This window comes from uncultured Sphingomonas sp., from assembly GCF_964235535.1.
GTDB lineage: Bacteria > Pseudomonadota > Alphaproteobacteria > Sphingomonadales > Sphingomonadaceae > Sphingomonas.
On sequence record NZ_CAXSBH010000024.1, the window covers coordinates 1 to 12182 of the forward strand.

10 protein-coding genes, 1 tRNA gene and 1 pseudogene are annotated in these 12182 nt (G+C 66.5%); 8 read left to right on the top strand and 4 right to left on the bottom strand.

The features are described 5' to 3' along the window. A pseudogene (locus tag ACFE7F_RS08920) lies at window positions 1–269 on the bottom strand (isocitrate lyase); the annotation flags it as partial. Between the two features lie 186 nt (window positions 270–455). Between ACFE7F_RS08920 and ACFE7F_RS08925 the strand changes: the two are divergent. From ACFE7F_RS08925 to ACFE7F_RS08940, 4 genes are all read left to right on the top strand, one after another. Next, a complete protein-coding gene (locus ACFE7F_RS08925; protein WP_375403505.1) occupies window positions 456–1139 on the top strand; it encodes a hypothetical protein in 684 nt (227 codons plus the stop codon). Between the two features lie 240 nt (window positions 1140–1379). Further along, window positions 1380–3794: a DEAD/DEAH box helicase family protein gene (locus tag ACFE7F_RS08930; RefSeq protein WP_375403506.1), complete on the top strand. Its 2415-nt coding sequence runs from the start codon at window positions 1380–1382 to the stop codon at window positions 3792–3794. Next, the gene (locus tag ACFE7F_RS08935) at window positions 3791–4996 is read left to right on the top strand and encodes a restriction endonuclease subunit S (protein ID WP_375403507.1); all 1206 of its coding nucleotides are present in this window, start codon (window positions 3791–3793) and stop codon (window positions 4994–4996) included. The genes ACFE7F_RS08930 and ACFE7F_RS08935 overlap by 4 nt, the downstream gene beginning before the upstream one ends. Beyond that, window positions 4996–6513, top strand: coding sequence for an N-6 DNA methylase (locus ACFE7F_RS08940; protein WP_375403508.1), 1518 nt, complete (start codon window positions 4996–4998; stop codon window positions 6511–6513). Before ACFE7F_RS08935 ends, ACFE7F_RS08940 begins: the two co-directional genes overlap by 1 nt. Before the next feature lie 125 nt (window positions 6514–6638). Here ACFE7F_RS08940 and nusG read toward each other — a convergent pair whose 3' ends face one another. From nusG to ACFE7F_RS08955, 3 genes are all read right to left on the bottom strand, one after another. Continuing rightward, the gene (gene nusG / locus ACFE7F_RS08945; RefSeq protein WP_375403509.1) at window positions 6639–7175 is read right to left on the bottom strand and encodes a transcription termination/antitermination protein NusG; all 537 of its coding nucleotides are present in this window, start codon (window positions 7173–7175) and stop codon (window positions 6639–6641) included. Between the two features lie 11 nt (window positions 7176–7186). After that, the gene (gene secE / locus ACFE7F_RS08950; protein ID WP_375403510.1) at window positions 7187–7384 is read right to left on the bottom strand and encodes a preprotein translocase subunit SecE; all 198 of its coding nucleotides are present in this window, start codon (window positions 7382–7384) and stop codon (window positions 7187–7189) included. A gap of 132 nt (window positions 7385–7516) precedes the next feature. Beyond that, window positions 7517–7593: transfer RNA gene (locus tag ACFE7F_RS08955), tRNA-Trp, on the bottom strand. Window positions 7594–7908: 315 nt separating this feature from the next. Between ACFE7F_RS08955 and rpsL the strand changes: the two genes are divergently transcribed. From rpsL to ACFE7F_RS08975, 4 genes are all read left to right on the top strand, one after another. Beyond that, complete coding sequence (gene rpsL, locus ACFE7F_RS08960) at window positions 7909–8280, top strand: 30S ribosomal protein S12 (RefSeq protein ID WP_375403511.1); 372 nt, start codon at window positions 7909–7911, stop codon at window positions 8278–8280. A gap of 52 nt (window positions 8281–8332) precedes the next feature. Beyond that, complete coding sequence (rpsG, locus tag ACFE7F_RS08965) at window positions 8333–8803, top strand: 30S ribosomal protein S7 (RefSeq protein ID WP_375403512.1); 471 nt, start codon at window positions 8333–8335, stop codon at window positions 8801–8803. A 102-nt stretch (window positions 8804–8905) separates the two neighbouring features. Next, the gene (fusA, locus tag ACFE7F_RS08970) at window positions 8906–11002 is read left to right on the top strand and encodes an elongation factor G (RefSeq protein ID WP_375403513.1); all 2097 of its coding nucleotides are present in this window, start codon (window positions 8906–8908) and stop codon (window positions 11000–11002) included. Between the two features lie 122 nt (window positions 11003–11124). Next, a complete protein-coding gene (locus ACFE7F_RS08975) occupies window positions 11125–12123 on the top strand; it encodes a hypothetical protein (protein WP_375403514.1) in 999 nt (332 codons plus the stop codon). Window positions 12124–12182 lie beyond the last annotated feature (59 nt).

Genomic DNA, 12182 nt, shown 5'->3' on the forward strand with positions numbered 1-12182 from the left:
CCGAAATGCTTCTTGATGCTGATCATCTTCTGCTGCGCGATGAAGCCGTGCCAGCATCCCAGCGACTGAGTGTAGTTCGCCGGGTCCGCGTCGTACGCCGCCATATCGGCCCGCATGATCCCGGCCGTGTAGCGCGCGATGTCGAGGCCTGTGCGGAAGCGGTTCTGCGCCCGCATCCGCGCCACCGCCTCCGGATCGATCCCGTCCCAGGTGCCGCCCTGCGCGCCGATCAGCTTGGCGGTCTGCGCGATATGATCCTGATAAGCCAACGCCGGTTCCTTCACCTGGGGAGATTGCAACGATCCATACACGTCCGCGCTATCGCCCCAACCGAAATAGCGCGCCGCCGATAGTATTCGAGTCTAGGTCGAGCGGCAAAGCCCTGTACGTATGTAAACTGCCATACAATCCGATCCTCTCTTGCAATGTTGGATTCCACCCGGAACATACCGGGAATGCCCCGCCCGCTCACCCCCGCCCAGGCGCAGCAAAATGCCGCCTTCCTCCGCGAGCTGCGCCGCCTGGGCAACGCCCGCGCCGCCGCGGACGCCATCGGCGTCCACCGCGCCGCGCTGACCCGCCGCCGCGCCAAGCACCCCGCCTTCGCCGCCGCCTGGGACGCCGCGCTCGCCCACGTTCACGCCCGGCTCGCGGGCGAGCCCCGCGCCCACCGCACCCCGTCGGGCCGCCGCCAGATCCGCCGCGTCCGCCCCGGCGGCATCACCCATGCGGTCGAGCAGCGCTTCCTCCTCGCGTTGTCGGCGACCGCCAACATCCGCCTGTCGGCCAGGGCGGCCGGCTTCTCGCCCGCGAGCTTCTACGTTCGCCGCCGCCGCGATCCCGCCTTCGACGAGCAATGGCGCGACGCGCTGTCGGTGGGCTACGGCCGCGTCGAGCAGGCGCTCCTCGAAGCCGGCCTGGCCCGCGACGCCCCCCGCGACGCCTGGGCGCACAACGATCCCCCCGCGCTCCCGCCCATGACGCCCGCCCAAGCGCTCCAGCTGATGTACCTCCACCAAAAGGAGGTCCGCCTCCAGGCCGAGCCCGCCCACATCAAGCGCCGCCGCGGCGAGTCGCCCGAGGCGCACTCGTTCCGCCTGTCCGCCATGTACCAGGCGCGCCAGGAGCAGGACCGCTAAGCCTTCCGCCGCGCCGAAGCCGCCCGCGAGGCGAGGGGCGAAGCGCGGTATCTGCCGGTAGAGGTGGTCGGGCTGCCGGATCTGTCGCAGGTCGAGGGTTGGAGCCAAGCGGACCCGACTAAGGTGCCGCACGATCCGGGCCGGGCGCTGTTCGGGGGATTGCGGGCGGGGGATCGGAAGAAGCGATAGCGGGAAAGCTCGCGGCTGGCGTTAGCCCTGCCGTATCGTTACCGGCGCGCCATGCCGCGTAATGAAGCCGATAGCCGCGCCGCCCTGATCGACCCCGCGTTGCTCGGGCGCGGCTGGACCAACGATCTGGTCCGGCGCGAGGTGACGGCCGCCCCGATCGAGTTCGACACGCTGACCGGTAAGGCCCGACGCAAGGGCGAGGGCCGCGCCGACTACCTGCTCCGCTACCAGCTTCATCCCCGCACCCAGGCGGTCGCGATGGCGCTGATCGAGGCCAAGGCCGAGGACAAGTCGCCCGGTCACGGCTTGGAACAGGCCAAGGGCTACCGCGCGCGGCACAATGTCCCGTTCGTCTTCTCCTCGAACGGTCATCGGTTCGTCGAGTTCGACGCGACGACCGGGCTGACTACCGCGCCCCGGCCCATGGTTGACTTTCCGACACCGGACGCACTCCGCGCACGGTGGGAAGCCGCAAAGGGTTTCGCACTGGACACCCCGGAGGCTGCACCGCTGATCGAGCCGTATCGCGGCGGCGAGGGCCAACGGCGCTACTACCAGGACGCGGCGATCCGCGCGGTGCTGGAAAAGCTGGCGACCGGCGAGACGCGCGCTCTTCTCACGCTCGCCACCGGCACCGGCAAGACCTTCATTGCGACCAAGCTGCTCCACAAGATCGCTAACGCCGGCAAGCTGACCCGCGCGCTGTTCCTCTGCGACCGCGATGAGCTCCGGACGCAAGGGCTTACGTCGCTCAAGGCCGATTTCGGGGCCGACGCTGCGATCGTCGAGCGGCGCGGTAACAGGAACGTCGCCGCCAACGCGCGCGTCCATGTCGCGACCTACCAGACGCTCGGCATCGCCACCGACGACGACACCGCCAGCTTCCTCCGCGAGTTCTACCCGCCGAACTATTTCAGCCATATCGTCATAGACGAATGCCACCGCTCCGCCTGGGGCAAATGGTTCGAGGTGCTGGAGCGCAACCCGGACGCGGTGCATATCGGCCTGACGGCCACCCCGCGCACTTTGAAAATCGGCGAGCGGAGCGACGAGGCCGACCGCGACCGCGCGCTGATCGCCGACAACCTCACTTATTTCGGTGAGCCGGTCTACGAATACGAGATCGCGCAGGCGATCGACGATGGCTATCTCGCGGCGTGCGAGATCGTCCGGCGCGAGGTGTTCATCGCCGACGCGGAGGCGATCGAGGAGGAGACGGGCGTCACTGGCGGCCAGGTCGCCGAGCACAAGCTGTCCTACAAGCATGATGGGTCGACGGCGTCGGCTGACGACCTGAAATCGCATTATGGCGCTGGCCAATTCGAGTCCGCGATCAGCATCCCCGAACGCACCCGCGCAATGGCGGACGATTTGTTCGCGCAACTGCTCGCCACGGGTGGGCCGCACCAGAAATGTATCGTGTTCTGCGCGAGCGACGATCACGCGGGCGAGGTCGCCGTCGCGATCGGCAATGCTTATGCGCGCTGGTGCGCCGACGCTTGCGAGAAGCCTGCCGACCGCTACGCTTTCCGCTGCACCGCCAAGTCGGGCGGGGCGGCGATGATCCCCGACCTGAAGGGCGCGGCGCGCAGCCACTTCGTCGCCTGCACCGTCGACCTGCTGTCGACGGGGGTCGACGTGCCCGCGCTGAACAACGTCGTGTTCTTCCGCTACATGCGCTCGCCCATCACCTTTTATCAGATGATCGGGCGCGGCACCCGCATCGACGAGGGATCGGGCAAGCTGATGTTCCGCGTCTACGACTATACCGACGCGACGCGGTTGCTGGGCGAGGACTTCATCTCGCGCGCACCGGTGGTCGGTGCGCCGACCACCGGTGCGCCGGCCGGCGCAGGCGGTTCGGACGACCCGCTCGCGTCCGACGACGCGCCGTCGTCCAGCCTGATCGTGGTCGAGGGGCTGACCGTCCGGATCGAGGACGGCGGCCGGTACGTGCTGACGCGCGAGGACGGGCGCGACACCCGCCTGCCCGTCGAGGAATATCGCCGCCGCTTGGGCGAGGCGCTGCGCGGAGAAGCCGTCGATGTCGGCGCGTTCCGCCGTATCTGGATCGAGCCGCCCCGGCGGCGCGCGCTGATCGACGCGCTGCTGGCGCACGGCTTCACCCCACGCGTCATCGCGCAGGTCGACGGCATGGCCGCCTATGACGAGTTCGACGTGCTGGCCAAGACCGCCTACCGGGCGACGCCGCGCACCCGCGACGACCGCGCCGGGCGCTTCCCGCTCGACAACGAGGCGTGGCTGCGGCCGATGCCTGCCGACGGCCGCGCGGCCGTGCTGGCGCTCGCCGCCGCCTTTGCGCGCGGCGGGACCGACGAGCTGGAGAATAGCGGCGTGCTCCAGACGCCCGCCGTCCGGCGCGCGGGTGGGCTGGCGGCGATCGCACGGGTGGGACCGCCCGCGCAGGTGCTGCGGGATACGCGCGAGCGGCTGTTTGCAGCGTGAACCAGGCGATGATGGTAAGGATCGACGCCGTAGCCTCATTGGTTGGCGAGACAATCAATCCGCAACGTAGGCGTGATGAGCTATTTGCTCATTACAGCATCCCTGCGTTCGACGACGGCAAGCAACCTGTTATCGAACGAGGTGCCGAAATCTTGAGCAACAAGACGGCGTTCCCGCGCGGAGCGGTCCTGTTCTCAAAGCTCAACCCACGTATTTCGCGAGTATGGTGCGTTCAGGATGTTCAAGACGCCCAGCGCGCGTGTTCGACGGAGTTTCTTCCACTACTACCCAACCCGGAGCGATGTGAGGCACGCTTCCTTACGTGGATGCTCAGGTCAGACCCGTTCATCAAATCAATTGCAGGGCCTAGCGCCGCGACTAAAAGCCGCGAGCGGGTTAAGCCTGCTGACGTCACAACGGCCAGCATTCCGCTCCCCTCGCTCCCTGAGCAGCGCCGCATCGCCGACCGGTTGGACGCGGCAATGGCGGACATCGCCGCCGCGTACGCGGCGGCGGCGCGGCAGCGTGTTGATGCCGAGCGCTTAGCCTCTGCTGCTGTCGAGGCCGCGATGGGCGGGCGCGCCATCGCCGCCGCGGGCGATCCGATCGCGGCCGGACCCGATTGGCTACCGCTGGTGGAGGTAGCTAAGCTAGAGAGCGGGCATACGCCGAGCCGTCGTCATCCCGAATGGTGGGGCGGCGACGTGCCGTGGATCGCGCTGCCCGATATTCGGGCCCTGGACGGCACCACTGCTATGTCTACCGATGAACAGACAAACGAACTCGGACTGGCAAATTCATCGGCCAGATTGCTACCAGCCGGCACGGTAGTGCTCTCGCGCACAGCATCGGTAGGCTTCGTCACCGTATTAGGTGTTCCGATGGCGACGAGTCAGGACTTCGTGAACTGGGTGCCCGGTGATCGTCTGCGCCCGTGGTTTCTGGCCCGGTCACTTATTGCCGCTCGCGATTATGTGCGCGGATTATCGGAAGGGGCGATCCACAAGACGGTGTATATGCCGACACTGAAGGCGCTGCGTATCCGGCTGCCTTCTCTCAAGGACCAAGACCGCGCGCTCGCCAGGGTCGATGCCGCCTGTGGTATTGTCGCTGAGGCGAACATTGCTCTTACCGCGCAAGCCGCCGCGCTTGACGCACTAGGCCCTGCGCTCCTCGCTGCCGCCTTTTCCGGGAAACTTTAATGGCCCTCGACGATCCCAAGGCGACCCGCGCCGAGCTTGATGCCGCCGTGTGGGGCGCGTGCGACGTGATGCGCCGCTCCAACGTCGCGGGCGCGCTGCAATATGTGCCCGAGCTGTCCTGGCTGCTGTTCCTCCGCGTCCTCGACGCGCGCGAGGAGCGCGAGGCGGGGGAGGCCGAAGCGTTCGAGGAGGCATTCGCGCCGTCATTGACCTCACCCTATCGCTGGCGCGATTGGGCCGCGCCCAAGGGGACCAAGCGCGTCGAGCTGCAAAGCGGCGCGCTCAACGCCTTCAAGGGCTTCGTCGACCGCGACCTGTTGCCGCACTTACGCTCGCTTCGCGACCTGCCCGGCGCGACCCCGCGCCAAAAGGTGATCGGCGAAATCGTCACCGGGACGGAGCGCACCCGCATCGACACTGACCGCAATTTGGCCGACGTGCTCGATCGGCTCGACAAGCTAGATGTCGCAGGCGACGACTATGACGACCTGTTCCCGCTATCGCAGGTCTATGAGGGCCTGCTCCTCAAAATGGGCGAGAAGGGCAACGACGGCGGCCAGTTCTTTACCCCGCGCGACCTGATCCGCGCTGTCGTCAAGGTGATCGACCCCAAGCCCGGCGAAACGATCTACGATCCATGCTGCGGGACCGCGGGCTTCCTGATCGAGGCGTTCAAGCACGTCCGCGAAGGGTTGGACAAGGACGACCGATCGACCGGGGCCGACGTCCGCGCCACGGGCAGCCGTCGGCTGTACGGGCGCGAGAAGGAGAACCTCGTCTTCCCCATCGCGCTCGCCAACCTCGTCCTCCACGGCATCGACGCGCCGAATCTATGGCACGGTAATACCTTGTCGGAGGTCGCGCAGTTCGATGGCCTGTGGGAGCGCCCGCCCGAGCTGTTCGACGTCGTCGTCACCAACCCGCCTTTCGGTGGGCAGGAGAACACAGACGTCCAGAGTACGTTTGACTACCGTACATCGGCTACGCAGGTCCTGTTCCTGCAGCACATTATCAAAAAGATGGCGGACGGCGGTCGGTGCGGGATTGTGGTCGACGAGGGAGTGATGTTCCGCACCAACGAGAACGCCTTCGTCCAGACCAAACGACGGTTGCTCGACACCTGCGACCTGTGGGCAGTGGTGTCGTTGCCGTCCAGCACCTTCACCGCAACGGGGGCGGGGGTGAAGACCAACCTCCTGTTCTTCACCAAGGGCAAGCCGACCGAACGGACTTGGTATTACGACCTGTCCGACGTGAAAGTGACCAAGAAGAAGCCGCTGACGCTCGCCAGCTTCGACGATTTCTTAGCGCGGCTGCCCGGGCGTGAGGACTCGGAACGGAGCTGGACCGTTGAGCGCGAGGCGATCGAGGCGAGGAAGTTCGACCTGAAGGCGGTGAACCCGAACCGCAAGGTCGTGGTCGACCCACGGACGCCGATAGAGATCGTGGGCGAGATCGAGGCCGCGGGCGCGGAAGCGGCTGCGGCGATCGCGCGCTTGCGGGCGCTGCTCGGCTAGGGGTGGGCGGACGCGGGAGTAAATCCCGCGTCATCGTCGGACGGGTTCGCTGGCGCGACCCGCCGGCCGGCGGGCACCGTCTCGCTTCTAGCTACGCTAGGCGCGTGCGGACGTGAGGCTGCGCCTCACTTGCTCCGCTCGACCTGCTCGAAATCCAACTCGACCGGCGTCGCCCGCCCAAAAATCGAAACCGATACCTTCACCTTCGACTTGTCGAAATCGAGCTCCTCCACCGTGCCGGTGAAGCTCGCGAACGGGCCGTCCAGGACCTTGACCGCGTCGCCGATCTCGTAATCGACCTTGACCTTCTGCTTGGGCGCCGCCGCCGCCTCCTCCTTGGAGTTCAGCATGCGCGTGGCCTCGGTCTCGCTAATCGCCTGGGGCTTGCCCATCGCGCCCAGGAAGCCCGTCACCTTGGGCGTGTTCTTGACGAGGTGGTACACCTGGTCCGTCATGTCGAGCTTGGCCAGCACGTATCCGGGCATGAACTTGCGCTCGACCGCGATCTTCTTGCCGCGGCGGGCTTCGGTCACCGTCTCGGTCGGGACCTCGATCTGCTCGACCAGCCGGTCGAGCCCCAGGCGCGTCGCCTCGGCCATGATCGCGTCGCGGACCTTGCCCTCGAACCCGGAATAGGCATGGATGATGTACCAGCGCGACATGTGTTGAGCCTTTATTGTGCGAACTTGAGCAGCGCCTGGACGACCGCGTTGAAGAACGAGTCCACCCCCAGGAAGAACAGCGCCAGGATCGTGGTCATGATCACCACCATGATACCCGTCATCACCGTCTCGCGGCGGCTGGGCCAAACGACCTTGGCGGTCTCCGCGCGGACCTGGGCGATGAACTGGGCGGGGGATGTCTTCGCCACGTCGGGGATACTCGGTTGGGGTTGGGCGGACCGCGCCGCCGCTCCGGTAGGGAAGCGGCCGGTGGACCGATGCGGGGTCTGCAAGCCCGGCCATCTAACCGCGCCGCCCCTCTCGCGCAAGCATCGCGAGGATGGCAGGGGCACTCGGACTCGAACCGAGGGCCTTCGGTTTTGGAGACCGACGCTCTAACCAGCTGAGCTATGCCCCTATCCCACCCCCAATAAATTCCAACAAACGGCCGTGCGAGCCGAGGTGTCGGGATCGGAATGGCGACATCGACCGGGTTAGACTTGGAAATCCAACATTGCAACGGCATTTCCGCACCACCCGTTGACCCTACCGAGCTCTGCGGGTATTGGCATAGGCCGTCCGGCTAAGGCTTGCCTTCGTCCGGTCGATTGAACATTGCTGGATGCATTCCAGGGCCTTGTCGGATGACGCTAGCCGTCCCGCATGGCCCCATTTTGTATTCGCGGGGCGTCAAGGCTCCAGCAAAGTAACCACGTGAAAGGTGAAGGCTTCAATGCCCACGATCAATCAGCTGGTGCGCCACGGGCGCGACCCGCAGAAGGCCAAGTCCAAGGTTCCCGCGATGGAGCAGAACCCGCAAAAGCGTGGCGTCTGCACCCGCGTCTACACGACCACTCCCAAAAAGCCGAACTCGGCCCTGCGCAAGGTCGCCAAGGTCCGCCTGACTAACCAGCGCGAGGTCATCTCGTACATCCCGGGCGAGGGGCACAACCTCCAGGAGCATTCGGTGGTGCTGATCCGCGGCGGGCGCGTGCGCGACCTGCCGGGTGTGCGCTACCACGTGCTGCGCGGCGTGCTCGACACGCAGGGCGTCAAGGACCGCCGCCAGTCCCGCTCCAAATACGGCGCCAAGCGTCCGAAGTAAGCCGGTCGCTGCTGCGACTCCCTAGGCTGAAGTTAGAAGAAGGAAGTATCTGATGGCTCGTCGTCGTCGTCCCGAAAAGCGGGAAATCCTGCCCGACCCCGTTTATGGTGACGTGGTCCTGTCGAAGTTCATGAATTCCGTCATGCTGGACGGCAAGAAGTCCGTCGCCGAGCTGATCGTGTACAGCGCGATGACCACCGTCGAGACCCGCGCCAAGCGCGAGCCGATCGGCGTGTTCCACGACGCGCTCAACAACATCAAGCCGGGCATCGAGGTCCGATCGCGCCGCGTCGGCGGTGCCACGTACCAGGTGCCCGTCGAGGTGCGGCCCGAGCGCGCGCAGGCGCTGGCGATCCGCTGGCTGATCGGCGCGGCGCGTTCGCGGTCCGAAAACACCATGTCGGCACGTCTGTCGGGCGAGTTGATGGACGCCGCCAATAACCGGGGCAATGCCGTAAAGAAGCGTGAGGACACGCACCGCATGGCGGAGGCTAACCGCGCCTTCTCCCACTACCGCTGGTAAGATCGGTCGGCTCGCGCCGACGGATTGGCGCTGGTAAGCACCACACCTACATGATGGGGAGCCGGATCGTCCGACTTCCCAAGTCTCAAGGAAGCAACGATCATGGCCCGCAGCCATCCGCTCGAGCGTTACCGCAATATCGGCATCATGGCGCATATCGACGCCGGGAAGACGACGACGACCGAGCGCATCCTCTATTACACCGGCAAGTCCTACAAGATCGGCGAAGTGCATGAAGGCACCGCGACGATGGATTGGATGGAGCAGGAGCAGGAGCGCGGGATCACGATCACGTCGGCCGCGACGACTTGCTTCTGGAAGGCCGCCGAGGGCCAGGGCGAAGAGCACCGGATCAACATCATCGACACGCCGGGCCACGTCGACTTCACCATCGAGGTCGAGCGGTCGCTCCGCGTGCTCGACGGCGCAGTGGCATGTTTCGACGGGGTCGCCGGCGTGGAGCCGCAGTCGGAGACGGTCTGGCGGCAAGCCGAGAAGTATCACGTGCCGCGCATGTGCTTCGTCAACAAGCTTGACCGCACCGGCGCGAACTTCGAGCGGTGTGTCGAGATGATCAAGGATCGGCTCGGCGCGCGTCCGGCGGTGCTGTACCTGCCGATCGGCATCGAGGGCTCGTTCAAGGGGCTGGTCGACCTCGTCGAGAACCGAGCGATCGTGTGGCTCGAGGAGAGCCTCGGCGCGAAGTTCGAGTATCAGGATATCCCGGCCGAGCTGGCCGACGCCGCCGCGACCGCGCGGTCCGAGCTGATCGAGATGGCCGTCGAGCAGGACGACGACCTGATGGAGGCGTATCTGGAGGGCACCGAGCCGACCAGCGCGCAGCTCAAGGCGCTGATCCGCAAGGGTACGCTCAATTTTTCGTTCGTCCCCGTGCTGTGCGGCTCGGCGTTCAAGAACAAGGGCGTCCAGCCGCTGCTCGATGCGGTGGTCGACTACCTCCCGAGCCCGCTCGATATCCCGCCCGTCGAGGGGCTGAAGCTGGACGGCGTGTCGCCCGAGGCGCGGCCCCCCGAAGACGGTGCGCCGATGTCGGCGCTGGCATTCAAGATCATGAACGACCCGTTCGTCGGCACGCTCACCTTCGCGCGCATCTATTCGGGCAAGATGGACACCGCGTCGGTCGTCATGAACTCGGTGAAGGACAAGAAGGAAAAGGTCGGGCGCATGCTGCTGATGCATGCGAACAGCCGCGAGGACATCCAGGAGGCGTTCGCGGGCGACATCGTCGCGCTGGCGGGGCTGAAGGACACCACGACCGGCGAGACGCTCTGCGCGCTGAACGCCCCGATCATCCTCGAGCGGATGATCTTTCCCGATCCGGTCATCGAGCTGTCGGTCGAGCCCAAGACCAAGGCCGACCAGGAGAAGATGGGCGTCGCGCTCAACCGGCTGGCGCGCGAGGACCCGTCGTTCCGCGTGTCGTCGGACGCCGAGAGCGGCCAGACGATCATCAAGGGGATGGGCGAGCTCCATCTCGAGATCCTGGTCGACCGCATGAAGCGCGAGTTCAAGGTCGAGGCGAACGTGGGCGCGCCGCAGGTCGCCTACCGGGAGTATCTCGGCAAGAAGGTCGATATCGACTACACCCACAAGAAGCAGTCGGGCGGCTCGGGTCAGTTCGGCCGCGTCAAGGTGACGGTCGTCCCGGGCGAGCGCGGCACGGGCTTCCAGTTCTTCGACGAGACCAAGGGCGGCAATATCCCCAAGGAATATATCCCCTCGGTCGAGAAGGGGATGCGCGAGACCGCCGAGACGGGGTCGCTGATCGGCTTCCCGATCATCGATTTCGAGGTTCACCTGACCGACGGCGCGTATCACGACGTCGACTCGTCGGCGCTGGCGTTCGAGATCTGCGCGCGCGGCGCAATGCGCGAGGCCGCGCAAAAGGCGGGGATCAAGCTGCTCGAGCCGATCATGAAGGTCGAGGTCGTCACGCCCGAGGATTATCTGGGCGACGTGATCGGCGACATGAACTCCAGGCGTGGCCAGATCCAGGGCACCGACAGCCGCGGCAACGCGCAGACCGTCGAGGCGATGGTGCCGCTGGCGAACATGTTCGGTTACGTGAACCAGCTGCGTTCGTTCACGCAGGGCCGCGCGCAATATTCGATGCAGTTCTCGCATTATGACGAGGTACCGGCGAATGTTGCCGACGAGGTCAAGGCGAAGCTGGCCTGAGCCGCGACTTCACACGCGTGTAACATAACACGGGTTGTACCCGGTCCGGCGAGCGTCGGGCCGGGTTTTTCGTGTCGGGACTGGCATGACCATCCGCTGACCTCGATAAGGGGACGAAGCGGATGCGATCGCGTGTTTCGATAGTTGCGCCATTCCTGATACTCGCTGGATGCGGCGGGGATTCGGCGGAACTCGCCGGGCAGGCGGCGCCCCCGGCGGCGTCCGCGCCGACCCCTGTACCGCCGCCAACACCCACGCCGGTTCCCGTACCGACACCGACGTCGACTCCCTCGCCGACACCGGCCGGATATCTGACGTTCGCCGAGATCCTGTCCTTCCGGCTGGGGGCTTCCCTGTCGCTACCCAGCGGGTGCGCCGGGTTCGCGTTCGCGGAACAGCCGCCCGCCACCCTGCCGGTGACGGCGTATGGGCGCGGGCTCTCCTTCCGGTATGTGGTGACGCCGCAAGTCTGGTCGATCGGCGGCGATGTCTCGGCCGGGTTCGACGGTCGCGACGGCGTCACGCCCGGTCCGGGCGAGGAAGTCGCGCTTGCCCGGACGGTGGGGGCGGACCTTGTCCGCTTCGCGGTCGTCCGGCCGGTCGCGGCCGGGGCTGGGCTGGAATATACCCGGCTTGCGTCGGTGTCCGCGCCAGTGGGCGGGACGCCGCGGTCATATCAGTGCGTACTAGGTGTGCCGACCTTGCCCGCCGACATCGCATCGTCGCCGTCGGGCGCGTCGCGGCGGGGCGTCCTTCTCGCCACCGCCTATGTCGGGCAGGGTTCGGCCGTCCGGGCCTACTCGCTCGAGCGGAGCGTGGTATCGGCCTCGGCCGACCCGGCGGCGGGGCGGGTGACGATCTCGGTCAGGCTGATCGGGACGGCGGCGGGCGTCCCCGACCTGGAGCTCGGCACGCTGGCGACATCGACATCGATCGATCCGGCTACCGGCGACTTCGCGGCGAGATTGAACGGCGGCGACCGCACGGTCGATGCGACCGTCAGCGGTCGGTTCTTCGGTCCGCGGGCCGTCGAGATCGGCGCAGCGCTCGGTGGAACCGTCGCCGAAGCGGGCGGTGCGTCCGGTTACTCGTTCGCGGGCACGGTCTACGCCGCCCGATAAGTCATGCGCCCGGACGCGGCGTCGATGACTGCAGGAGCGGGTGCGGAACGATTTTGGGG

Bases quoted from the DNA above. Each gene is read 5' to 3' on its own strand.
- ACFE7F_RS08925 (WP_375403505.1), top strand. From the start codon at position 456: ATGCCCCGCCCGCTCACCCCCGCCCAGGCGCAGCAAAATGCCGCCTTC.
- ACFE7F_RS08930 (WP_375403506.1), top strand. From the start codon at position 1,380: ATGCCGCGTAATGAAGCCGATAGCCGCGCCGCCCTGATCGACCCCGCG.
- ACFE7F_RS08940 (WP_375403508.1), top strand. From the start codon at position 4,996: ATGGCCCTCGACGATCCCAAGGCGACCCGCGCCGAGCTTGATGCCGCC.
- nusG (WP_375403509.1), bottom strand. From the start codon at position 7,175: ATGTCGCGCTGGTACATCATCCATGCCTATTCCGGGTTCGAGGGCAAG.
- rpsL (WP_375403511.1), top strand. From the start codon at position 7,909: ATGCCCACGATCAATCAGCTGGTGCGCCACGGGCGCGACCCGCAGAAG.
- rpsG (WP_375403512.1), top strand. From the start codon at position 8,333: ATGGCTCGTCGTCGTCGTCCCGAAAAGCGGGAAATCCTGCCCGACCCC.
- fusA (WP_375403513.1), top strand. From the start codon at position 8,906: ATGGCCCGCAGCCATCCGCTCGAGCGTTACCGCAATATCGGCATCATG.
- ACFE7F_RS08975 (WP_375403514.1), top strand. From the start codon at position 11,125: ATGCGATCGCGTGTTTCGATAGTTGCGCCATTCCTGATACTCGCTGGA.